We start from the raw sequence: 22,549 nt of genomic DNA, 5'->3' as shown, positions 1-22,549 counted from the left end.
ACGGTCGCCACACCGCGATCCTTGGCGGCAGGCAGAATTTTATGCGCGGCTCAGTATTTGCCCGCGAACTCTGCCAGCACCTGTTCATAGACGGCGCGCTTGAACGGCACGATGGCATCAATCACCTGATCACGGGGCATCCATTTCCAGGTGGAAAATTCCGGATGTTGGGTTTCCAGATTGATCTGGTCATCGCTGCCATGAAACCGCATGAGATACCATTTCTGTTCCTGCCCGCGATAGCGCCCCTTCCAGATACGCGGCACCAGATCATGTGGCAGGTCATAGCGGACCAGCCCGGTGCTTTCGCCCTCAATGGAAACGAGCTTCTCCGTCACGCCGATTTCCTCTTGCAGCTCACGCAGGGCCGCATCCCGTGTCTTTTCGCCGGGATCCACGCCCCCCTGCGGCATCTGCCAGGCGTCCTGATCGCGGTCGATCCGCTGACCGACAAAGACATGCCCGCGCGGATTGGTGAGCATGATACCAACGCAAGGACGGTAGGGGAGTTTTTCGATTTCGTCAGGAGTCATAAAGTGGCCTTGATGTTTCATGGTACAGCCTTTGGATACCTCTCCCAGCTTAAGGCGTATCGCCGGGTTATCGAATAACAAGACGGGTTTGGTAACCGATATGCTGTGCAATCCACAACAGATTCTGGCGTGATACCGCCACGCAGCCCGCAGTCGGACGTCCGGGACCACGCCATTGATGCATAAAGATCGCAGACCCGCGGCCTTTGACCACATAAGGCCAGTTCCAGTCGGTCAGAATGATCAGATCATACATCGGATCGGATCGGCGCAGGTTTTCGTGGCTATAGTGATGGGGCGCACGCACCATCATATTGTAATCCGGATCGCGGATATCATCAGACCAAAGATCAAACGGACCAATCGGCAGCGCCCAGTCTACCGGTTTCGCCATCCGGTCAGCCCGATACAGCATCCCCACAATACGATGCACACCACGCGGCGTCGCGCCATCGCCCTCTGCCTTGCGGTCCGTCAACGCGCCGCGGCCGATTGTGCAGGGGAAACGGCGGTTCATGAACCTTAGATGGGTAGGGGTGAGAACAAGGTCGACGGAAGTCATGAGAGAGAGATATAGCGATCAGCACCGAACATGTCAGCAGAGGGTGGCCGCAAAAATTGTTGATGGCCGCTCGGAGCCCGAACTGTAGGCCGCTGCGCTTTGCACCAACGTGTGCTTTCGGTGATGGGTGAAAAATGTTTAATCTTTACCTTGAATAGGTCAGAAAGCATTCTTTGAATTCGAGACCATCGGTGATCGGTCAACTGAGGACGAAAAATGCGAAAAAGTGAAATCGATTCGATGTGCTTCGAAAAAGGACGGATCACTGGGTTTAAGCCACGATTTCGCTCCATAGATGATGATTGGGAACGATACACAGAAGCTTTGGTAGAACTCGTCGACCGCGGTGTTGTGGCGCATGAGAAAGGGCGCTCGCTCTATGACCTATATTTACAAGACCTAGACGAATGGCTGACCGAGTTCTATTTCGAGCAAAAGCGGTTTGACCAGATCGAAGCACACTACACCCCTACAGGAGAAGTTTCTTTTGGTCCGATATGTCCAAAACATCTGATCGTGTTCGACCGGCTGCAAGCGATGGGCGAGGGTGCGCGCGTACGGCGGATTTGGCGCTCACATACGGGGCTCATCAAGGGGGAATTCTGGTGGTATATCGGTGAACGGAATGCGGGCTTTCGTATGGCTAAATATTATCAAGCCTCGGAACAAAAACAGCGCCGCGAATACGCAAAACTGATCGGCCAAATTCCAGAGATGAAGCGAGAGTTATTGGCCATCATGGCTAACTATCGCAAAACGGCGGAAAAAACCGGTGCTGGTGAAACGGAACTGACCCGTATTGATGCCGATATTGGTGCAATTCAGGCCGAAGAAAGACCGCGTCCCAAGGGTAAACCCGATCCGCGGAAAATGGATGAAGATCTGTTTTGGAACTTGATTGATGAAGGCCTGATGGATCAGCCAATAGGCGAACGGATTGACACGCTTCCCGAAAGGCTGGCCGCATTCAAAGCGACAGCAATTCGCGACTTTGAAAAGATCCAGCGCAGCCTTGATGCGCGCGCCTATCGGTGGGACATCTGGGCCTTGGCCTATCTGCTACAAGGTGGATGTTCAGATGACGCATTCGAGGACTTTCGGGGCTGGTTGATCTGGCAGGGACGAAAGGTCTTTGAAGGCGCGCTTGCGGACCCAGATAGTTTTGATGTGACCTTACATAGCGGCACGGCCAGCGGAATAAATGGATTACGAGACGCCGCACCCATGGCCTACGAAATGCGGCAAGGCAAGGCGATGAAGCCAGTGAAGATAGTCCGGATGGATGTCGCCGGACCCGAAATTGTTGAAGAAGAATTCGCATCTGCCTTACCGCGGGTCGCAGCTCTCGTCGGTACCTGATCCCTTAACCCCTCTGCCGCTGCTCAAATTTACTCCAGCAATTCTTTACAATGGCAAGGTTACGGGAAGCTGATAAGGGCTTGGTCGGCAAGAATATTTCGAGCGATCCCATTTTGTCGTGTTCTACAATTCTCCCAATGGTTTTTGGCAGGATTGAGGAAAATCCTGCCAAAGCTCGCGTTAGTGAAATTGCAGCGAAATGGTGCTTTGTCCGCATAGCGGACCCTATCTTTTACAACAAATGTCCCGACTTTGCCGCCTTGGTCGCCAAATAGGCATGATTGTGGGTGTTTTCGCCGACTTTCAGCGGCACGCGTTCGACCACGTTAATCCCGCTCTGTTCCATCAACGCTACCTTGGCGGGGTTGTTGGTCAGTAGCCGGACGGATGAAAATCCCATCTGTTTTAATATCTCGGCCCCAATCCGGAAATCACGTTCGTCATCCTCAAACCCCAGCCGGTGGTTTGCCTCGACCGTGTCAAACCCCTGATCCTGCAAAGAATAAGCCCGCATCTTGTTGGCCAGCCCGATGCCCCGCCCTTCTTGGTTAAGGTACAGCAGCACACCTGCCCCCTCATTCCCCATCTGCCGCAACGCGCCGCGCAGTTGCGGGCCGCAATCGCATTTCAGTGACCCAAGCAGGTCACCCGTGAAACAGGCCGAATGCAAACGCGATAGGACCGGGGCCGACCGATCCGGGCGACCGATTTCGACGGCGTAATGTTCCTCTGCCCCATCATCCGGGCGGAAAACATGCAGGCGTCCGGCCTCTGATACCTCTAACGGTACCCGTGCGCTGATGATCGGTTGCAACGGGCTAAGCGCAGTATCCACAACCGCCGCTGCCGGGATCAGCGTCAGGTTATGGGTGCGCGCGAAACCTGTTGCATTATCAACCGTCAGCACCAGTGCGGCAGGTAATAGGCGTGCCGCCTTACACAGCGCGATGGCGGCGCGATGCAGATCCGCCACCCCATCCCGCGCCGTCTGCAGTGGCCCTTTCATCGGAACGCGCAGATCATCAGCCGGGTCAGCAACCGAGCGTACCCAGTACAATGTGGCATCATCCGGCAGCACAATCCGGGCGATATCGCCATCATACGCACGGGCCTTCAGCGTCTCGGCGCGCCTGCCGGTCACAGCTAGCACCGGCGCGCCGCCCAGCGCGCGCAGATGCGCCAGACGGGCGGCATCCAATGTTTCAACCGCCAGCAACACCGCGCCGCCATCCAAGACGACGGGCACGCCCATGCGTAGGTCGGCGCGGGCGCGGGCCAGCCGTTCGGTGATATCGGGGAAAAAGCTCATTTCAGTCCACCTGCCTTTGTTACAGCAGATAGCCCCAATCACGGCGAAAGTGAAACATTTGCACGATTAATCACACGTCCGTGTGAAGCTTTCGCAAAGCGCCTTGTCTCAGACGTACCTTAAACACAGATCAGTGATAGAACCGAAGGAGGATGTCATGGGACAGCTCAAGAAAATCTTGCTCGTCGATGATGATGACGACCTGCGCGAAGCGTTGGGTGAACAACTTATGATGACCGAGGACTTCGACGTGTTCGAAGCCGATGATGGCGCCAGCGCAATGGCAAAGGCGAAAGAGGGTCTTTACGACCTGATGATCCTTGACGTGGGCCTGCCTGATACGGATGGCCGCGAATTGTGCCGGGTCATGCGTAAACAAGGCGTGAAATGCCCGATTGTGATGCTGACCGCGCAGGATAGTGACGCTGATACGATCCTTGGGCTGGATGCGGGCGCGAATGATTACGTCAGTAAGCCATTCAAATTCCCCGTTCTTTTGGCGCGTATCCGCAGCCAGCTGCGCACGCATGAACAATCAGAGGACGCGGTGTTCCAGCTTGGGCCATATACGTTCAAACCTGCCCAGAAACTGCTGGTGACAGAGGATGACAAAAAGGTGCGGTTGACCGAAAAGGAAACCAACATCCTGAAATTCCTCTACCGCGCGACCGAAGGTGTTGTCGCCCGTGATGTGCTGCTGCATGAGGTGTGGGGCTATAATGCGGGCGTCACGACGCACACATTAGAGACACATATTTACCGTCTTCGCCAAAAAATTGAACCAGATCCGTCCAATGCTCGCCTTCTTGTGACCGAATCCGGGGGCTATAGATTAGTGGCGTAGTACTCCACCCGGCGGTCAGATTTCCTCCCCTCTCTGACCGCCGGTTTTTAGTAATCCCGCCGGTGATCGGGTCATATCACCACCTCCCTGTTGGACTTGCCCGGGCATTGCGCCCGGGCTTTTTTATGGGCTTTCATGGAACGAAATCGGCGTGGCTTGCGTTGGTTTCATCAACGAACACAACATGAAAAGGTGCCCTATGAAAACCGCCAATGATTATCTTGATGCGGCACATGCCGATGTTCCCCGGATCAGCAGTGAAGAGGCGATTGCCAAACATAAGGCGGGCGGTGTGACGTTCATCGACGTGCGCGACAGCGCTGATATTGCGCAGTCGGGTACCATTGCAGGCGCGGAACGTGTGCCGCGTGGTTTTATCGAATTCGCCGCCGATCCAGAAACGAAGTTTCACAAACCTTTCTTTCAGAAAGACACCCCGATTTGCCTTGTTTGCGGTGCGGGTGGTCAGGCGGCTCTCGCCGGTAAGACATTGAAAGAAATGGGTTATACCGATGTCACCAATATCGGCGGTGTGCCCGACTGGAAAGCGGCAGGCGGCCCAATGGAAAGCTGAAGCTTCCGATTAATTGTCGAGCGCCTGCGCCCAATCGGCGATCAGGTCGTCGATATGTTCGATCCCGACAGACACCCGGATCAAGTTTTCCGGGATGCCTGTATGGGGCTCGATCGAGTGGCGGTGCTCGACAAGGCTTTCGACACCGCCCAGCGACGTGGCCCGCAGGAATAATTGCAGTTTCCCGGTGATCCGCAAAGCGTCGACCCGGTCGCCGGAGACGAGCACAGACAGAAGCCCCCCAAAACCGCCAATCATTTGTTTTTGCGCGTTTTTATGTCCTGAATGATGTGGCAGACCGGGGTAGAATACATCCTTCACCGCCGGGTGCGCCAACAAATACTCGGCCAGCGCCTGCGCATTTTGCGACATCCGTTCCACCCGCAATGGCAGCGTGCGCATGGCGCGGGTCAGCAACCACGCCTCAAACGGGCCGAGGATTGCACCCGCCATCTTGCGATCATCGCGGACTGCTTGCCAAATTTTGCTGTCTTTTGAGTTGGTTGACAGCACCCCGGCCAAAACATCCGAATGCCCGTTGATGCCCTTGGTGGCGGAATGCATTACGATATCCGCCCCGTGATCCAGCGCCCGTGTCAGGATCGGGGTTGCGGCAGTAGCATCGACCACCAGTGTCGCAGTGCCAGTATCCTTAACTGCCTGAATATCAATAGTTTTCAGCCATGGATTCGACGGGGTTTCGATAAAAATCAGGTCTGGATCATGGGTGGCGGCAGTGTCGGTCAGATCGTCCGCCTCGGCCGTGATCAGGGTGATGTCCCGCCGTTCGCAAAAATCCATGATCCAAGCGGTGGTGCCCCAGTAGATATGCGATTGCACCAGCGCTGTGGCACCATTTGGCAATGTCCGAAACACCGCAGCAATCGCGGCCATACCTGAGGGAAAAAGCAATGTTTCTTGCGCGTTTTCAAGCACTTGCAAAACCGCCTCTGCCTGTCGCAGGTTGTCGGAATTATCGCGGGAATAGATATTGTCGGGCCGGACAAGATCGTAATTCTCGTCCCGCAGGAAAGTGGTGGAGGGCTGCAATGCAGGTACGACACCGCCGGATTGCGGGTCAAGTGCGCCAGCGGCATGGGCGGCAATGGTGGCGGGGTGCTGGATTTTCTTCATGCGCTTATCTGGCGTAGCGGGGCCGTCCGATGCAAGAGGCAAAGCAACGTCCGGGGCGTTGCATCGGGGGCACCGCGCGGTGGAGTTCACCCGCGAAGCGCGAATAAATGATCAATGCCACAATTAATGCGATTTTCGCTATCGGCATCCCATCGGAATTATGTCGGAATTGCGTCGGACCCTTTCGCGCAACCCTGCATGGTAACCACTGCGCGCGGTGCAATTATAAACGCACGGTTAAGGTTTCAGCCATCGCCGTTTGACGCGGCACCCACAGCCTGTCACCAATGGTTCTGCGACAGGGGCGCCCACGGGCTGAGATGCACCCTTCGAACCTGAACCGGATAATGCCGGCGGAGGAAGTTGCAAAAGGGCGCGCATTGTACGGCCTTTGATCGCGCTTCCCTGCCGGTTTTGAGAAGTGAGATCACATGACCTTTACCGACCAGCTTTGGGCCGAAACGGCCAGCCTGCAAACCCAGATACAGAGGATGCCATTCAATGCAGAACTGACGACGGGCACCCTGCCGCATGAGACGTTTCAGGGCTACATTATTCAGGACGCACATTATCTGGAAGGCTTTGCGCGTGCGCTATCGCTCGCCGCTGCCCGCGCGCCCGATGCGGACACGATTGCGCAACTGGCTGGCTCTGCCGGTGGGGCGGTCGCGGTGGAGCGACAGTTGCACAGCGATTACATGGCACGCTTTGGTGTGTCCCCCGAAAGCTTTGCCGCGACGCCGAAATCGCAGGCCTGCGACCACTATGTGAATTTTCTGCTGAAATCCTGCGCTCTTGATCCGTTTCCGGTAGCTGTGACCGCGCTTTTACCCTGTTTTTGGGTTTACCGCGAGGTTGGTAAGTTGATCCATGACAGGGCTGTACCCGATCACCCCTATCGTGCGTGGATCGACACCTATGCGGGCGAGGCTTTCAGCGCCTCGGTTGACCGGATGCTGGATCTGACGAACCGTTTGGCGGCTAAGGCTGACGGCAACATGCAGGCGCAAATGCGCGCGACATTTGAACGGTCAAGCTGGCATGAATGGCATTTCTGGGACAGCGCCTATCGCCGTGCCGGATGGCGGACCGCCTAAGATCGGCCATCTATTGCCCGTCTGGCCCAAAGCCCGGTGGTGTTTGCTGCCGTGTGCGCTAGGTTTGGCCTAACGCTTCTGGAAATAAGGATTTATTTGTATGCCACGTATAGATTCACTGATGTCGCGGGGCTTGGTCCTTGCGCTTTGTGCAAGCTGCGCGGCCAGTGCCGATGTGGTCCCTGCCCCGGAAACCGGTGCGGCCTGCCCGGTGATCGAAAGCCGCGACTGGGCCGCTTGGATTAACAAGATGCCCGGCCCGGAGAGTGATGGGCCGCCATTGCATGTGACTGGCACCGTGACCCTGCCGACCCCCGGCTATGATCTGACCTATAGCGCCGGGCCGCTGGATCGCAGCATGCGCCCGATGCAGCATATCAACCTGCAATTCACCCCGCCGGATGGCATGGTGGTGCAGATGATCGCCGAAGACGAGGTGCATATCACGATCCCGGCGGCATCGGCCCAATATCGCGGCGTGACGCTGCATTGCGGGGATCAGGTGCTGGCCGAGATTGGCGCGGTCGAAAGCGTCTACTAGAGCATTTCGATTTATACCTGAATCAGCAATCGCTGCCTTTCGCCTGCGGCTCAAACGCAATTGGTGATCTGTGATGTCTCAGGTTAAAACCGAAACGCTTTAAGCGTTATGCGAAAGATTTAGCTGACGAATTCGTCCCGGCTGTAGCCTTGCAGAAAAAGCAGTGCAGTCAGGTCGCCGTGGTTGATCCGGATATCGCATTGCTCTTGCACGCGCGGTTTGGCGTGCAGGGCAACACCAGTCCCGGCACGGCCCAGCATACCCAGATCATTGGCCCCGTCCCCGACGGCGAGCACATCACTTTCGGTGATGCCGCGCGCTGTGGTGATTTCGACCAGCGCGTCGATCTTGGCCTGTTTGCCCAGAATGGGCAGCCCCGGTGCCCCAGTCAGCTTGCCATCTGCGACCAGCAAGCTGTTGGCCCGGTTTTCATCAAAACCAAGTGCTGCGGCGACCCGTGCGGTGAAAGCCGTGAACCCGCCTGACACCAGCACCGCATAAGCGCCATGCGCCTTCATCGTGCTGACCAGCGTATGCCCGCCCGGCATGTGGGTGATCCGCGTGTCGAGCACGTGGTCAATGATGCTTTCATCCAGCCCTTTCAGCAGGCCGACACGTTCTTTCAGCGCCTCTTCGAAATCAAGCTCACCATTCATTGCCCGCGCGGTGATATCGGCGACACGAGCGCCAACACCCGCCTCTGTCGCAAGCTCATCAATGCATTCTTGCCGGATCATCGTGCTGTCCATATCGGCCAGCAGCATCTTTTTGCGCCGGTTCTCAGCGGGTTGGATGATCAGATCGACACAGGCCTTTTGCAGGTCATGCCAGACATCCCACCGGTTGTCTGGCATGACTGGCACTGGAAATTCCGCAGCCTCGTCAATCGCCAGCCAGGTCACATCACCACCGCCCCAAGCATTGCGCAGATTATCGACCAGCGCCCCGTCCAGTGTCCGTTCGGTCGGGGTCGTCAAGAGGGTGACAATGAACATGGGGGAAGTTTCCTTTTGGCGTCACGGGTGTCGCGAAAATCATCTCGATCGCCGGTCTAGTGACATTTTGCCGCTTGTGAAAGCCAAAAGCCGCCGCTATTTCGGCCAGTGGGACACCCTTCCCCAACGAAGGGCGCATATCTGTGAGGATACCAGCAATGGTCATGACCAAACCGGCAACGCGGCCGGGTAATCCGCGTTTTTCGTCCGGCCCCTGTGCCAAACCCCCCGTATGGAAATTGGATGCTTTGCGTGACGCGCCTTTGGGCCGGTCGCATCGGGCTTCTGTTGGTAAGGCCAAGCTGGCCGAAGCCATTGACCTGACCCGCGAGATCCTTGGCATTCCGGCCGACTACCGGATCGGCATCGTACCCGCATCCGACACTGGCGCGTTTGAAATGGCGATGTGGTCGCTGCTGGGTGAACGCCCGGCCGAGATGGTGGCGTGGGAAAGCTTTGGCGCAGGCTGGGTCACGGATGTGGTCAAGCAGCTGAAGATCGACGCACAGGTGCATACCGCCGAATATGGCGAGATCGTCGATATGGCGGCGCTGAATTATGACAATGATGTTTGCTTTACATGGAACGGCACCACATCCGGCGTGCGTGTCCCGACAGGTGATGTGATCCCCGGCGACCGGGCTGGCCTGACGCTCTGCGATGCGACATCCGCCGCTTTCGCGCAGGAGTTGCCATGGGACAAGCTGGATGTGACAACCTTTAGCTGGCAGAAAGTCATGGGGGGCGAGGCCGCCCATGGGATGCTGGTACTGTCCCCCCGCGCGGTAGAGCGACTGGAAAGCTACACGCCCGCCTGGCCCCTGCCCAAGATTTTCCGCCTGACCAAAGGCGGCAAGCTGATCGAAGGGATTTTCCGGGGCGAGACGATCAACACGCCCTCCATGCTTGCGGTCGAGGATTACCTCGTCGCGCTGAAATGGGGCCGGTCCATCGGCGGTCTTGATGCGCTGATCCACCGGGCCGACGCCAATGCCCGTGCGATCTGGAATTTCTGCGCGGCCTATGACTGGATTGCCAATCTGGCTGTGGACCCGGCAACGCGGTCAAACACATCCGTCTGTTTGAAATTCACCGATGACCGGATCACCGATGGTGCGGGTTTTGCCAAAGCTGTGGCGAAACGGCTAGAGGCGGAGAATATCGCGCTGGATATCGGCGCCTATCGCGATGCCCCCGCGGGGCTGCGCATCTGGTGCGGTGCAACGGTCGAGACTTCGGATATCGAAGCGATGCTGCCCTGGCTGGAATGGGCGTTCGAGACCGAGATCGCCAACCAGTGATCCGCTGTCCCGGACTTGATCCGGGACCTCCCACAGAATTGAAGCAGAGGCCCCGGATCAAGTCCGGGGCAACATTCCGAATAAATGCAAGGAGTGCGCCAGATGGCCCCCAAAGTACTGATTTCCGACAAGCTTTCCCCCGCCGCCGTGCAGATCTTCAAGGATCGCGGCATTGATGTGGATTTCCAGCCTGACCTTGGCAAAGACAAGGACAAACTGCTGGAGGTCATTGGCCAATATGACGGTCTGGCCATCCGCTCGGCCACCAAGGCGACCGAAAAAATTATCGCAGGGGCTGATAACCTCAAGGTGATTGGCCGCGCCGGGATCGGGACTGACAATATCGACAAGGATGCCGCATCGCGCAAAGGCATCATCGTGATGAACACGCCTTTCGGCAATATGATCACCACGGCGGAACATGCTATTGCGATGATGTTCGCCGTCGCGCGTCAAATCCCCGAGGCCAGCGCATCGACACATGCAGGCAAATGGGAGAAATCGAAATTCATGGGGGTGGAGCTGACCGGCAAGACCCTCGGCGTGATTGGCGCGGGCAATATCGGCTCTATCGTTTGTGACCGCGCACGCGGGCTGAAGATGAAGGTCGTCGCGATGGACCCCTTTCTGTCCGAGGAACGCGCCACCGAAATCGGCGTGGAAAAGGTCGAGCTGGACGAGTTGCTTTCCCGTGCGGATTTCATCACCCTGCATGTGCCCCTGACCGCAGACACCAAAAACATCCTGAGCGCAGAGAACCTCGCCAAGACTAAAAAAGGCGTGCGGATCATCAACTGCGCCCGTGGCGGTCTGGTGGATGAAGCGGCGCTCGCCGAGTTACTGAAATCCGGTCATGTCGCTGGCGCCGCTTTTGACGTATTTGCCGAAGAGCCTGCCACCGAAAACCCGCTGTTCAACCTGCCCAATGTTGTTGTGACCCCGCATTTGGGTGCGGCGACGACCGAAGCGCAGGAAAATGTGGCCTTGCAAGTGGCGGAGCAGATGTCGGATTACCTGCTGACGGGTGCGGTACAGAATGCGTTGAACATGCCGTCGGTCACGGCGCAAGAGGCCAAGATTATGGGCCCTTGGATCAAGCTGTCCGGCCATCTGGGCAACTTCATTGGGCAAATGACCGATGAGCCAATCAAGGCGATCAATATCCTGTTTGACGGCGAAGCCAGCCACATGAACCTGAAGGCGCTGACCGCGTCGACTGTGGCGGGGATCATGAAGTCGATCAACCCGGATGTGAACATGGTGTCCGCCCCGGTGATCGCAAAGGAACGTGGTGTCAAAATCTCGACCACCAAACAGGATCAATCCGGCGCGTTTGAAGGTTATATCAAGGTCACGATTGTTACAGATACCCGCGAGCGGTCGATTGCGGGGACGGTGTTTAGCGATGGCAAGCCGCGCTTTATCCAGATCAAGGGTATCAATATCGACGCTGATATCGGCGCGCATATGCTTTACACCACAAACGAAGATGTTCCTGGCATCATCGGAACTTTGGGAATGACGCTGGGTGAGAAGGGCGTGAATATCGCGAACTTTACATTGGGCCGGTCAGAGGCGAAAGGTGAAGCGATCGCGTTGCTTTATGTTGATGATCGTGTGCCTGATGCGGCGATCAATGCCCTGCGCGACACAGGCATGTTTCGGCAGATCAAACCGCTGACGTTCGACGTCTGATGACCCTTTGCGTAAGGTGGATCCGGATCCACCTTACCTGCCGCGCGCTGGAGATTTCATGACCCCCATCTATGCCATTGGCGATATTCACGGCCAAAAGGCCCAATTAGATCAAGCCCTTGACCTGATTGCGGCAGATGGCGGTACGGATGCGCGGATTGTGTTTTTGGGCGATTATACCGATCGCGGCCCGGACAGCCGGGGTGTGATCGACACATTGATCGCGGGCCGTGAGGCGGGTCGCAATTGGGTGTTTGTGCGCGGCAATCATGATCGCCTTTTCACCCGCTATGTCCGGCAGGGGCTGGGCCATGATGACAATATCCGCTCTGGTTTGCATTGGTTGAACCCGCGTCTGGGCGGGACAGAGACGCTGCGCTCTTACGGTGTTGTGGGACAGCCGCAGTTTGCGCGACATAAACCTGGGGAAATTGAAATTCTTCTGCGTTTCGAAGGGGTTGATGGCGTGATGGAGCCTGACGACCTGCATCGCGCGGCACGCGATGCGGTGCCTGCGACCCATCTGGATTTCCTTGATGGCTTGCCCCTGACCCATGTGACGGATGATCTGATCTTTGTGCATGCCGGGCTGCGTCCGGGGGTACCACTGGCGGATCAGACCGAGGATGACTTGATCTGGATTCGCGACGGATTTCTGGAAACGGGCCATGATTTCAAGCGCTTGGTGGTGCATGGCCATACGGCGCTGGAGCATCCGCAGCATTTCGGCAACCGCGTCGATCTGGATGGCGGGGCGGGCTATGGTCGTCCGCTGGTGCCTGCTGTGTTTGAGGGCAGGGATTGCTGGACCCTAACCCCGACAGGGCGCGTGCCGCTGCGCCCGTGAGGCGGCATTGCGCAACGTTCGGTGCTGTCGGATGGGTCGGCGCAGACGGGGCCGCGAATCAAAGGTAAATCTGCTGTTTTTCTGCGATTTTCGGGGTGGATATCGCGTCGGACACTTATCGGACTTACGTCGGACCCGTCAGTGCGTTTTGGCGGGTTAAAGCAGCGCACGGTGGATATGTGAAGGTAGCGTTAAGGATTTGCCCCGGCGCTTAATCCCGCCGGATCACACCTGTGACGGCGGCTGCGCCGATGGCGGTGACGATCCAGCCGAGCGTGATCAGGATCCAGCGCACCCACCATAGGTGCCAGCCCCAGCCGCCGCGATTGGTGGAGGGCGCCCATGCGGCCTCTTGCCCCAACGAGATGATGGGGATGACCACATCCACGGCATAGGCGAGGCTGTGGAAGGTCTCAAAATCTTGTCCCTGCGCGTATTTCTCTCCCCACGCCGCTGCCGGGTTGGGGTAGGTTTCGCGGTCAGTTGCAAAGCTCTGCCAGTCTGCGGATTCGAGGATGACGGGGGAATTGGGGGCGAAATCGCCGGCGTGCCAAGCTTGGTAGGCGAGGAACCAGCCGATAATTATCAACACGGGGAGTGAACTATACGCAATACGTTCAGGCTTATAGCCGTAGCCTAGAGACCAGCGGAATATCAAATCCACGAATATCAAAAAACTATTGAACGGTAGCGCGCGGAACCATCCTAGCTTTCTGTTTCTCTGGCGGCGCAGATACGCGCGCTGCTCTTGCTCCTGCGCGACCATTATCTCGCGCGCTTCAGCCCGATGCCCGCCTTCGCGCAGAGTTTTGGCGAGTTGTTCGTAGGGTTGGGGGTGGAATTTACCGCCCGAGATCGCACCTTTTTGCAGCCAGTCCAGCCGCTCTGCCGCATCAGTGGTGCCATGCAGAACATCGTAAGTGAAGCCGACAAGTGAAAGCTCATCGCATTTCGTCCAGCTTTCCATATCGTCGACCAAATCAGCGACATGGGCCGATGCCAGGTCAATCGCTCCTTCCGCCACTTTCACATCACGCCAGAGAAAACTACCTTCCACCTTCATCCGCTGTGCATTCAGTGCCTTGCCATCCGCATTGTGCAGGCTGGCACCGGTGCAATCTAACTCACCACTGATCGCTGTGCCGGACAGGCACACCTCTCCCTCGCTCTGCACATCGCTCAGAAAGACACCCCCGCCGATATGCGCGCCTTGCGCGTCCAGTGCATACCCATCTGCGTTTTGCAGGCGGGCCCAATCACAAACCAACTGACCGGAAATGGCCGCACCGGACAGATTCACTTCTCCTTCACTCTGAATGCTGCGTAAAAAGACATCACCAGAAATTTGCGCTCCTTGAGCACCCAGCCCTCCTCGTAAGGTGCTACCTTTCAGCAATAATCCAGCTAATGTGCTTTGCAGCATAACTAGCTCCTCTGTAATATTGCAGTTGAATAGGAACAGCGCTCCTTTGGCAGTGGAAAAGCTTAGATCAAGCGTATCTGCCATCCATGCGCCCTGCACTAGCACGCCTGCCGCCTCTGTCCGGCAGTCTTTGCAGCCGCCGAGGATCAGGTAGCGTAGGAGGGGCGCGCGTATCAGGGTTTCGGGGGTTTTGATCTTGGGAACGGCCTCGCCGATTTCTGCGATTTCGCCCGCTTTCGCGGCTGCGATCAACCTGTGTTCGGCGGGGGTGAGCTTGTCCGCGTTGATCAACGCTTGCACATCGGCCCATTGCCGGATTGGGGGGAGTTTATCTTCAATCATTGGGTCACTTGGGAAATATATTTTTACACGTTAGGGGTGTGTGCTGTGTTTGGCAATGGTGTGGGAGGTCCCGGATCGGGGTCCGGGACTGCGGTGGCGTAAGTGGTGCGCCTTGGAAAATCCGCAGCGTCGCGCTATCCCGCCTGTATGCCGTTGCAGTTTGATGCTCTTTCCCCGCTTCTTGCCCATGGGTTTGATACCGTGATTGATGTCCGCTCTCCGGCGGAATTCGCTGAGGATCATGTCCCCGGTGCGATTAACCTGCCGGCGCTGGATAATGATCAGCGCGCCGAGGTGGGCACGATTTACAAGCAGGTCAGCCCGTTTGATGCTCGCAAGATCGGGGCGGGCATGGTGATCCGCAATGTGGCCGATCATATTGATGGTCCGTTGCGCGGGATGGATGGTGGCTGGCGTCCCTTGGTTTATTGCTGGCGCGGCGGGCAGCGGTCGGGTGTGTTTCGCACGATCCTGTCGGAGATCGGCTGGCGTGCCGAGACGATCAAGGGTGGGTATCAGAGCTATCGTCGTTTGGTGGCCCAATCCCTATATGATGTGCCCCTGCCCCATCGTCTGGTGCTGCTGGATGGCAATACGGGCACGGCGAAGACGGATCTGCTGCCCCGCCTTGCCGCGCGCGGTGTGCAGGTGCTGGATCTGGAGGGGCTGGCCTGTCATCGCGGGTCATTGCTGGGGGCGATGCCCGGTGGGCAGCCGCGTCAGAAGGCTTTTGAAACCGGGCTTGCCGTGGCGTTGGCGGGGCTTGATCCGGCCCGTCCTGTGGTGGTGGAGGCGGAGAGCAGCAAGATTGGCCGGTTAGTGTTGCCCAAGATGCTGTGGCAGGCGATGCTGGCTGCCCCCCGGATCATGATGGATGTACCGTTAGCCGCCCGTGCTGCCTATCTTGCCCATGCCTATCGTGAGGTGATTGCGGATACGCCTGCGCTGGCGGCGCGCCTTGCCCCGCTGCGCCATTTGCGCGGCAATGCGGTGGTGGACCGTTGGGTTGCGCTGTCGGCGGCGGGCGCGTTGGAAACGCTGGCGGGGGCGCTGGTGGCAGAGCATTATGATCCGGCCTATGCCAAATCCCGCCGGATCGACACCCGCGACGTGATCGCTGTGGTGGCGGCGGGTCGGTTGGATGATGCTGGGCAGGACCATGCGGCGGATCGGATTGCCGCCATTGTGGAGGGGTCTGATGAAGGGTGCCTGTAATTGCGGCGCGGTGGCGTTTCGGGTCGATGCTGATCTGCGTGATGTCTATGTGTGCCATTGTTCGATCTGTCGCCGCTATAGCGGGGCGCAGGGTATTGCGGTCGTCGTTGTGCCCAATGCCGCGTTTGCTTGGCTGCACGGGCAGGACAATATCCGCAGTTGGGACAAGCCGGGTGCCGATTGGCAGGCGCATTTCTGTGTGACTTGCGGCTCTGCCCTGCCCGGACCAAATGACCCTGATCGTATGTTTATTCCTGCCGGGTTGCTGGATGGGGATGATGCGGGGATGGCCGTGGCGCATCATATCTGGGTTGGGTCCAAAGCCGCGTGGGATGAGATTGGTGATGACGGGCAGCAGCATCCGGAGGGGTTTGGGTCGGCACCGGGTTGAGGCATTCCCGCGCATGTCGATTGAGGCAAGGCCGCTGTAGCGCCCCTGCCCCTTCGTTTAACGCATTTCGCTTTCGTCCGTGACCATGATGCTGTCTGGTGCTGTGCCGTTTTCCAGCCAGTTTTCCAGTGCTGTCAGCGGGTCGATATCAGCCCTTGCGATGCCCCCCGGTCCTGCGGCGAGGCCGCAGTGGTCCATGCCGGGGATCATGTATAACGCGACATCTTGGGCCAATGCCTCTGCCCCGCCTGCGGCGTCTTCGGCCCGTGCGTGCCAGTCGGTTGTCATAGAGGGCGGCACGATGGCGTCGGCCCAGCCGTGCCAGACGATCATCTTGCCCCCTGCGTCCCGGAACGCGGAAATATCGACGTCATCTGCGTTAAACATGTCTGCCGCTGCTGCCATGCGCCCCGGATCACGGTCGAAATCGAAGTCCAGCAGTGAATAGCTGGGACCCGGATCTTCGGGGAAGGCCATATATGATCCGAAGGCCTGCCCGAAGAGCGGGTTGATCGCGGGGGCGCCGGCCCCATCCCCTGTCAGCCATGTCCGCCAGAACGGCTCGGACCCTGCGGGAATGCCTGCGGCTGCGAGGACTTTACCTGTGGAATCGACCGGGGGGTTGCGCCATTTTGCGACAACCTCAATTTCCTGCGGGGTCAGGCATTGCGCGTCTGCGTTGCCAGCCTCGCAGCCGATCACCGATAGATCGACGGTGCAGGCGCGGGGGTCGGCGATCAGACCGTCTTTTGTCCCGTCGGCATCATCGCATTGCCGCATGACTTCGTCGCCGATCAGATCGGTTTTGTCCGCTTTGAGGATCGGCGTGCCGTCCGGCCCGGTGTTGGCTTGCACCTGCCACGCCAGCGCGGTTCCCACCAGTGCGGTTTCATTCAGCGCGGGCGCGCCAGAGATGATCCCGTCGAACATATCGGGGTAGCGCAGTGCCGCCATATGCGCCATGCGCCCGCCGGTGGAGCAGCCTTGAAAGATCGCCGGGCTGGTCGCGCTGTCATAAAATGCGTCGATCATCACCATCGCGACCCGGTTGGTTTCCCCGATTGACCGCCAGCCCCAATCGCGTTCGGCATGTGGGTTGCCATCCGCCCAGCCCGCATCCACAGAGGATAGCCCGTGATGGCCGCTGTCGCTGGTGGCGGTCGCGTAGCCTTTGACCAGTCCCGGCACCATAGAGTTGATCAGATCGCCGCGTCCGTGCAGATTGCCGCAGAACCCACCGCACCCGGCCTGATAGTATCCCCCGTTCCAGTTTTCGAGCGGCAGGCGCACCTCTATCCCTATGGCTGGGAGCGCGGTGGCGCGGATTTCACAATAGGCGGGGGCCTCCGCTGCGGCATCCATCACACGGGCCGAGGTCACATGACCGGAGTCGAACACAATATCGCGCATGGCGTCACATTGCGCTGCGGGGTCTTCCTGCGCCACTGCCCCGCTGCCGGTAACAAACCCGGCCCCCATAACAACAAGCAGGGCCGTCTTTTGAAGTCGTTTCTGCATGGTCGTTCTCTCCTTTGTGGTTGATCTGCCGTTTTGGGCGCGCGCGTTCCTTTCGTGATGTGATTATGCGCGCGTCATAGGCGGCGACACCGTGATGGTGACCGTGTGGAGCGGGTTTGTCATGCTGCGAATCTGTCTTTTTGGCCTGTCGGGTGGTTTGATCGCAAGGCCACGCACCAGAAGCGGGGGGGGGTCGAGACCCACCTTACGCTGCGGTGCTATTGTATCAGACGCGCCAGCGGCAGTGATGGACCGCCAGCGCTGACGGGTTTTTAAAGCGGGAGAAACGCGTCTTTTTCGGGGTCATAGCCTTCGAGCCCGCCTTCGCCGATATCATTCCACAGGCCGTGCAGCGACAAGACGCCGTCGTCTACCGCTGTTTTAACGAAGGGGAATGTCATCAGGTTTTCCAGCGAAATCAGGACCGATGCTTTTTCCAGCGCCCGTTTGCGCGTGGCGTCATCGCCCTCTGGCAGTTGATCGTAGCCCCGCCGCAGCATGTCCATCCAGCGGCCGACGAAGCTGGTGGATTCTTCCAGCTCTGGCGCGTGGCCTGCGCACATGTTGTAGCAACCTTCGACGCCGCCGCAGCCAGAATGCCCCAATACGATCAGATGCGCCACTTTCAGCGAGGTGACCGCATATTCCACTGCCGCCGATGTGCCGTGGTGTTGCCCATCGGGGTCATAGGGTGGCACCAGATTGGCGATGTTCCGGTGGATGAAGAATTCGCCCTGATCCGCCCCGAAAATTGCCGTTACATGCACCCGGCTGTCACAGCAGGAAATCACCATCGCGCGCGGGTGCTGCCCGTCTTCGGCGAGCCGCTTGTACCATGCTTTATCCGCAGCATAGGTGGTTGCCTTCCAGCCGTGATAACGTTTGGCCAGATACGCGGGCAGCGGGCGGGCTAATTTCATGGTATTGGTCCTTTCCTACGTGCCGCAGATATATGTCGCATTTTTCTGAATTTCGAGCGGTTTTTGCAGGGGTTTTCAACCTTCTGGGAACCTTGATGCCCTAAGTTCTGCCCCTATGGACATTATTACACCATCTCTGGCCCCTGTCGCCGTCGAAGCCGATCTGGACGTGGTTCTGCTGCGCTGCACGGATCAATTGCATTTTGACCCCACCCCATTGTGCCGCCTGTTTGCGGAAAAAGACAGTGTGGAGGCGGAAGAGCAGCTTTGCCGTATTCTGGAAGATATCGCCATGCGGCTGGACATGCTGCAACAGAATATGTCGCGCTGCACCTTTGACAGGATGCTGAAACCTGCCCGTCGCATCGGCACCATCGCCGATCAGATTGGCCTGACAGAGGTCGCGATTTCCGCCGGTCATGTGGTTGCCTGCCTGAAACAGGCGGATGGTATTGCGCTGGCGGCGACGATGGCCCGGCTGGAGCGCGCCTTTGACGTGGCGGTGTCTGAGGTTTGGAATTTCCGCGACACTTAGCGGGACGCCCCTTGCGGACCGGCGGCGGGCCGTTACTCTGTCGCGCGAACACTGCTGACAGGACACTTTATGACCCTTGCTTTTGCCGTTGATGCCGGCGCTGCTATCCCTCTTTATGTCATTTCGGAAGATGATCTGGATCAGGCCCTTGCTGATCTGCCGGATCAGGCCCGGCCTTGGGCAAAGTCGCAGGGCTTTACCGGGGCGCTGGGGCAGGCGCTAACCGTGCCGGACGCCAATGGCGGGATCGCCTGTGCGCTTGCGGGCTATGGCACTGCGAAAAAACGTGCGCGCGGTCGGTTTCATCTGGGCCAAACGGCCAAGGCGTTGCCACAGGGCGTTTACCGGATCGCTGGCGGTCTGGAGGGCCGCGCACTGGAAGAGGCGGCACTGGCCTGGTTGTTGGCGGGCTATGCGTTTGACCGCTATCGCAAACCCGCCCCCGCTATCGCGGCACTGGTCGCGCCCGAAGGGATCGACGCGGATCGCATCGCGATTATTGCCAATGCAGAGGCGCTGACCCGGGACCTGATCAATACGCCTGCGTCAGATATGGGCCCTGATGAGCTGGAAGAGGCCGCCCGCCGCTTGGCCAGCGATCATGATGCGAGTGTGAATGTCACCACCGGCGATGACCTGATCCCCGCCAATTTCCCGCTGATCCACACGGTTGGTCGCGCCTCCACCCGCGCGCCACGCCTGATTGATATTCGCTGGGGCGACAAAGGACCGAAGCTAACGCTGGTCGGTAAGGGTGTGTGTTTTGACACAGGCGGGCTGAATTTGAAGCCCGGCAGCTCTATGGGGTTGATGAAAAAGGATATGGGCGGGGCGGCCACGGTTTTGGGGTTGGCGCAGATGATCATGGCGCTGCACCTGCCTGTGCAGCTGCGCGTGCTGGTGCCAGCGGTCGAAAACAGCGTGTCAGGTAATGCCTTCCGCCCGCAGGATATTCTGACCGCCCGCAAAGGCCTGACGGTTGAGATCAATAATACCGATGCCGAAGGGCGGCTTGTGCTGGCCGATGCACTGACCCTGTCGGATGAGGATGAGCCGGATCTGGTGATTTCCATGGCGACGCTGACGGGTGCGGCCCGTGTGGCGGTTGGGTCTGATCTGTCCCCATTCTATACTGAGAGCGACGCCCATGCGCAGATGCTGGCCGAAGCCGCAGCAGCGGTTGCGGACCCGGTGTGGCGCATGCCGTTTCATGATCCTTATGAGGCGATGATTGAACCCGGTATCGCTGATCTGGACAACGCCCCCTCTGGCGGGATGGCCGGATCGATTACGGCGGCGCTGTTCCTGCGCCGCTTTGTGGAAAGCCCGTATATGCATTTCGACATTTATGGCTGGCAGCCCAGCAGTGCGCCGTCGCGCCCCAAAGGTGGCATCGGCATGGGTGCCCGCGCAGTGCTGGAGGCCCTGCCCCGGATGCTGAACCTGTGACGGATCGACGATTGAGCCCTGCCAATGGGCGCGTGGCGGCAGCTCATCTGGCCGGGCAAGTCGTGGCAGACCGATATGTTGATGGCACGCCAATGATGCTGGGCCAGCCGGTGACGGACCTTTGCGCCACGCCGAATGGCGCGCGGGACCGGCAGTTGCTGATCGGGGCCATTGTCACGGTGTTTGAGGATCGCGCGGGCTGGTCCTTTGTGCAGGCGGCGGATGGCTATGTGGGCTATGTGCAAAGCGCGGCGCTACTGCCCCCTGTGGCCCCCAGCCATTTCGTGGCGAGTGTGGCGACCCATGCCTATGCTGCGGAGGATTTCAAATCCGCCGATCTGATGGCACTGCCCTTGTTGAGCCGGGTCACCGTGCTGGACGAACGCCGCCGGTTTTTCGAAACCAATCTGGGTTTTATCCCGAAAGCCCATCTGCGCCCGCTGGATCGGCCTTTTTCCGATCCCGCCACGGTGGCGCAGATGCATTTTGGCGTGCCCTATCTTTGGGGTGGGAATTCCACGCGGGGGATTGATTGTTCCGGACTTATTGCCGCCGGTCTGAGCGCCTGCGCCCTGCCCTGTCCTGCCGATAGCGACATGCAAAGCGCTGCGCTGGGGCAGGATATCACCGGTCCGTTGCAACGCGGTGACCTGATTTTCTGGAAAGGTCATGTGGGGATGATGGTCGATGGCGAGACGCTGGTGCATGCCAATGCGCATCACATGGCCACGGCCTATGAGCCGATCAACAAGGCAATCGCCCGGATCGCGGCGCAGGACGATGGTGATGTGACAGCGCGCAAGCGACTGGGGTGAATCACAACAGAGCTTTTGGATTTAGTTTACTGCGCGAATCAGCTTGCGTTCGAGCACGCGCAGCACTTGGCGCAAATCCTCGCCCCGTTTGAGGATCTGCCCATCCATGCCAATCACCGCATATTGCCCTTGGCGCAGCCGCAGTTTGGGGCGTTTTTCAATCCGGTAGAGCGGATTTTCAGCGGTGCGCCGAAAGGCAGAAAACACTGCGACGTCGCGCAGTGAAGAGATACCATAGTCGCGCCATTCACCGGCGGCGACCATGCGTCCGTAGAGACCGAGAATCAGGTTCAGTTCAGTCCGGTGGAATGAAACGCCGATCGCGCCCTGGAACGGGGTGGATGAATGCAGGGTCATAAGGCAGATTTGCGCCTATTTTCGCAAAAATCAACCGCTGGTATCGCCTGCCTTGGTTCCGCCTCAAAATGACCACTGGGCCGCCGCAACGCTTACCAACTCGGAACACAACTATTCGTAATAAATTACCGCATAGCGAAATGCTACCCCGGTGTCGCGGTCAATAGCCCCCACCCAGTTCGTGACATCGGGGACTTTCTCTTAATTCCCAGACAGTTAGCCGCAGCGGATCGACGCGATAATTTCGTCCTGGCCAATCTCAAAGTTAATCCGCTCTGGCCGGAAATCCATCGTGACCATGTCACCGGGCCGGACAAGCCGGACCGGCCCCAAGATCAACCGGCGTTCCAGCGCCTTGGCGTCCTGACCGATCAGATCGGCGTGGGCGCTGGCATTACAGGTGTCTTCCGCCGGGGGCGGGACGGCATGTTCTGGCACGACGCTACAGCCTGCCAAAAGGATAAGAAGTGTAAGGTGTTTCATCCTGTCAAATTGCACCGTGACGTCCGGAAATGGCAAGACCTGTCGGCTATGCGGTTGAAATTCTGACGCTTATGCATGATCGTCGCCCCAAATAAGAAGGAGAGATCATGATGCGCACGAGAGCGGCGGTTGCGCTGGGGGCTGGACGGCCTTTGGAGGTGATGGAGGTGAACCTTGATGGTCCCAAGGCGGGCGAGGTTCTGGTGGAGATCAAGGCGACCGGCCTGTGTCACACCGATGAATTCACCCGCTCTGGCGATGATCCTGAGGGGCTGTTTCCCGCCATTCTGGGCCATGAAGGTGCCGGCGT

24 protein-coding genes and 1 riboswitch are annotated in these 22,549 nt (G+C 58.5%); of the genes, 14 read left to right on the top strand and 10 right to left on the bottom strand.

Translation table 11 applies throughout. The features are described 5' to 3' along the window. Positions 1-50 precede the first annotated feature (50 nt). Both ACJ5NV_RS02145 and ACJ5NV_RS02140 read right to left on the bottom strand, forming a co-directional pair. Positions 51-554: an RNA pyrophosphohydrolase gene (locus ACJ5NV_RS02145; protein ID WP_411641970.1), complete on the bottom strand. Its 504-nt coding sequence runs from the start codon at positions 552-554 to the stop codon at positions 51-53. Between the two features lie 46 nt (positions 555-600). After that, complete coding sequence (locus ACJ5NV_RS02140; protein WP_411641969.1) at positions 601-1,095, bottom strand: L,D-transpeptidase family protein; 495 nt, start codon at positions 1,093-1,095, stop codon at positions 601-603. A gap of 216 nt (positions 1,096-1,311) precedes the next feature. Here ACJ5NV_RS02140 and ACJ5NV_RS02135 point away from each other — a divergent pair, with 216 nt between their 5' ends. Next, a complete protein-coding gene (locus tag ACJ5NV_RS02135; RefSeq protein WP_411641968.1) occupies positions 1,312-2,454 on the top strand; it encodes a DUF4240 domain-containing protein in 1,143 nt (380 codons plus the stop codon). 232 nt (positions 2,455-2,686) lie between these two features. Here ACJ5NV_RS02135 and ribA read toward each other — a convergent pair whose 3' ends face one another. Continuing rightward, positions 2,687-3,763 carry a GTP cyclohydrolase II gene (gene ribA / locus ACJ5NV_RS02130; protein WP_411641967.1) on the bottom strand — a complete coding sequence of 359 codons (1,077 nt, stop codon included), beginning with the start codon at positions 3,761-3,763 and terminating at the stop codon, positions 2,687-2,689. A 157-nt stretch (positions 3,764-3,920) separates the two neighbouring features. Between ribA and ACJ5NV_RS02125 the strand changes: the two genes are divergently transcribed. After that, positions 3,921-4,607 (top strand): response regulator transcription factor, encoded by a 687-nt coding sequence (locus ACJ5NV_RS02125; protein ID WP_411641966.1) that lies wholly within the window; start codon positions 3,921-3,923, stop codon positions 4,605-4,607. A 199-nt stretch (positions 4,608-4,806) separates the two neighbouring features. After that, positions 4,807-5,181, top strand: coding sequence for a rhodanese-like domain-containing protein (locus ACJ5NV_RS02120; RefSeq protein WP_411641965.1), 375 nt, complete (start codon positions 4,807-4,809; stop codon positions 5,179-5,181). 9 nt (positions 5,182-5,190) lie between these two features. Here the strand turns inward: ACJ5NV_RS02120 and ACJ5NV_RS02115 are convergent, their stop codons facing one another. Continuing rightward, entirely contained in the window at positions 5,191-6,315 is a 1,125-nt protein-coding gene (locus ACJ5NV_RS02115) for a trans-sulfuration enzyme family protein (RefSeq protein WP_411641964.1), read from the bottom strand. 290 nt (positions 6,316-6,605) lie between these two features. Next, positions 6,606-6,694: riboswitch (TPP riboswitch) on the top strand. A gap of 52 nt (positions 6,695-6,746) precedes the next feature. On the opposite strand from ACJ5NV_RS02115, the gene ACJ5NV_RS02110 reads away from it, so the two are divergent. Together ACJ5NV_RS02110 and ACJ5NV_RS02105 are read left to right on the top strand one after the other, a co-directional pair. Further along, positions 6,747-7,412, top strand: coding sequence for a TenA family protein (locus tag ACJ5NV_RS02110; RefSeq protein ID WP_411641963.1), 666 nt, complete (start codon positions 6,747-6,749; stop codon positions 7,410-7,412). A 100-nt stretch (positions 7,413-7,512) separates the two neighbouring features. Continuing rightward, a complete protein-coding gene (locus ACJ5NV_RS02105) occupies positions 7,513-7,953 on the top strand; it encodes a hypothetical protein (RefSeq protein ID WP_411641962.1) in 441 nt (146 codons plus the stop codon). A 119-nt stretch (positions 7,954-8,072) separates the two neighbouring features. Here ACJ5NV_RS02105 and serB read toward each other — a convergent pair whose 3' ends face one another. After that, on the bottom strand, positions 8,073-8,948 hold the full coding sequence (gene serB / locus ACJ5NV_RS02100) for a phosphoserine phosphatase SerB (RefSeq protein ID WP_411641961.1): 876 nt from the start codon (positions 8,946-8,948) through the stop codon (positions 8,073-8,075). 158 nt (positions 8,949-9,106) lie between these two features. Here serB and ACJ5NV_RS02095 point away from each other — a divergent pair, with 158 nt between their 5' ends. The 3 genes from ACJ5NV_RS02095 (at position 9,107) to ACJ5NV_RS02085 (ending at position 12,791) form a co-directional block, all read left to right on the top strand. Beyond that, a complete protein-coding gene (locus ACJ5NV_RS02095; RefSeq protein WP_411641960.1) occupies positions 9,107-10,249 on the top strand; it encodes a phosphoserine transaminase in 1,143 nt (380 codons plus the stop codon). Positions 10,250-10,351: 102 nt separating this feature from the next. Then, the gene (gene serA, locus ACJ5NV_RS02090; RefSeq protein WP_411641959.1) at positions 10,352-11,944 is read left to right on the top strand and encodes a phosphoglycerate dehydrogenase; all 1,593 of its coding nucleotides are present in this window, start codon (positions 10,352-10,354) and stop codon (positions 11,942-11,944) included. 58 nt (positions 11,945-12,002) lie between these two features. Continuing rightward, positions 12,003-12,791, top strand: a complete 789-nt coding sequence (locus ACJ5NV_RS02085) for a metallophosphoesterase (RefSeq protein WP_411641958.1) — start codon at positions 12,003-12,005, stop codon at positions 12,789-12,791. Positions 12,792-13,002: 211 nt separating this feature from the next. Here ACJ5NV_RS02085 and ACJ5NV_RS02080 read toward each other — a convergent pair whose 3' ends face one another. After that, a complete protein-coding gene (locus tag ACJ5NV_RS02080; RefSeq protein ID WP_411641957.1) occupies positions 13,003-14,556 on the bottom strand; it encodes a hypothetical protein in 1,554 nt (517 codons plus the stop codon). A 147-nt stretch (positions 14,557-14,703) separates the two neighbouring features. On the opposite strand from ACJ5NV_RS02080, the gene mnmH reads away from it, so the two are divergent. Together mnmH and ACJ5NV_RS02070 are read left to right on the top strand one after the other, a co-directional pair. Continuing rightward, complete coding sequence (gene mnmH / locus ACJ5NV_RS02075) at positions 14,704-15,771, top strand: tRNA 2-selenouridine(34) synthase MnmH (RefSeq protein ID WP_411642271.1); 1,068 nt, start codon at positions 14,704-14,706, stop codon at positions 15,769-15,771. Further along, on the top strand, positions 15,755-16,162 hold the full coding sequence (locus ACJ5NV_RS02070) for a GFA family protein (RefSeq protein WP_411641956.1): 408 nt from the start codon (positions 15,755-15,757) through the stop codon (positions 16,160-16,162). Before mnmH ends, ACJ5NV_RS02070 begins: the two co-directional genes overlap by 17 nt. A gap of 57 nt (positions 16,163-16,219) precedes the next feature. On the opposite strand, the gene ACJ5NV_RS02065 is transcribed toward ACJ5NV_RS02070, so the two are convergent. Together ACJ5NV_RS02065 and ACJ5NV_RS02060 are read right to left on the bottom strand one after the other, a co-directional pair. Next, complete coding sequence (locus ACJ5NV_RS02065; protein ID WP_411641955.1) at positions 16,220-17,680, bottom strand: tannase/feruloyl esterase family alpha/beta hydrolase; 1,461 nt, start codon at positions 17,678-17,680, stop codon at positions 16,220-16,222. Positions 17,681-17,952: 272 nt separating this feature from the next. Then, positions 17,953-18,600: a carbonic anhydrase gene (locus tag ACJ5NV_RS02060; protein WP_411641954.1), complete on the bottom strand. Its 648-nt coding sequence runs from the start codon at positions 18,598-18,600 to the stop codon at positions 17,953-17,955. A 115-nt stretch (positions 18,601-18,715) separates the two neighbouring features. Here ACJ5NV_RS02060 and ACJ5NV_RS02055 point away from each other — a divergent pair, with 115 nt between their 5' ends. The 3 genes from ACJ5NV_RS02055 (at position 18,716) to ACJ5NV_RS02045 (ending at position 21,399) form a co-directional block, all read left to right on the top strand. Continuing rightward, positions 18,716-19,135, top strand: coding sequence for a hypothetical protein (locus ACJ5NV_RS02055; RefSeq protein WP_411641953.1), 420 nt, complete (start codon positions 18,716-18,718; stop codon positions 19,133-19,135). 69 nt (positions 19,136-19,204) lie between these two features. Then, the gene (locus ACJ5NV_RS02050) at positions 19,205-20,584 is read left to right on the top strand and encodes a leucyl aminopeptidase family protein (RefSeq protein ID WP_411641952.1); all 1,380 of its coding nucleotides are present in this window, start codon (positions 19,205-19,207) and stop codon (positions 20,582-20,584) included. Next, a complete protein-coding gene (locus tag ACJ5NV_RS02045) occupies positions 20,581-21,399 on the top strand; it encodes a C40 family peptidase (protein WP_411641951.1) in 819 nt (272 codons plus the stop codon). Before ACJ5NV_RS02050 ends, ACJ5NV_RS02045 begins: the two co-directional genes overlap by 4 nt. Positions 21,400-21,420: 21 nt before the next feature. Here the strand turns inward: ACJ5NV_RS02045 and ACJ5NV_RS02040 are convergent, their stop codons facing one another. Together ACJ5NV_RS02040 and ACJ5NV_RS02035 are read right to left on the bottom strand one after the other, a co-directional pair. Further along, entirely contained in the window at positions 21,421-21,756 is a 336-nt protein-coding gene (locus ACJ5NV_RS02040) for a DUF2794 domain-containing protein (RefSeq protein ID WP_411641950.1), read from the bottom strand. A 216-nt stretch (positions 21,757-21,972) separates the two neighbouring features. Continuing rightward, positions 21,973-22,239: an I78 family peptidase inhibitor gene (locus tag ACJ5NV_RS02035; RefSeq protein ID WP_411641949.1), complete on the bottom strand. Its 267-nt coding sequence runs from the start codon at positions 22,237-22,239 to the stop codon at positions 21,973-21,975. A 110-nt stretch (positions 22,240-22,349) separates the two neighbouring features. Between ACJ5NV_RS02035 and ACJ5NV_RS02030 the strand changes: the two genes are divergently transcribed. Next, a partial coding sequence (locus tag ACJ5NV_RS02030; RefSeq protein WP_411641948.1) for an alcohol dehydrogenase catalytic domain-containing protein occupies positions 22,350-22,549 on the top strand: 200 nt, incomplete at its 3' end.

Source organism: Loktanella agnita (assembly GCF_046640325.1).
GTDB classification, from domain to species: Bacteria; Pseudomonadota; Alphaproteobacteria; order Rhodobacterales; family Rhodobacteraceae; genus Yoonia; species Yoonia agnita.
This window is presented reverse-complemented; position numbering and strand designations above follow the sequence as displayed.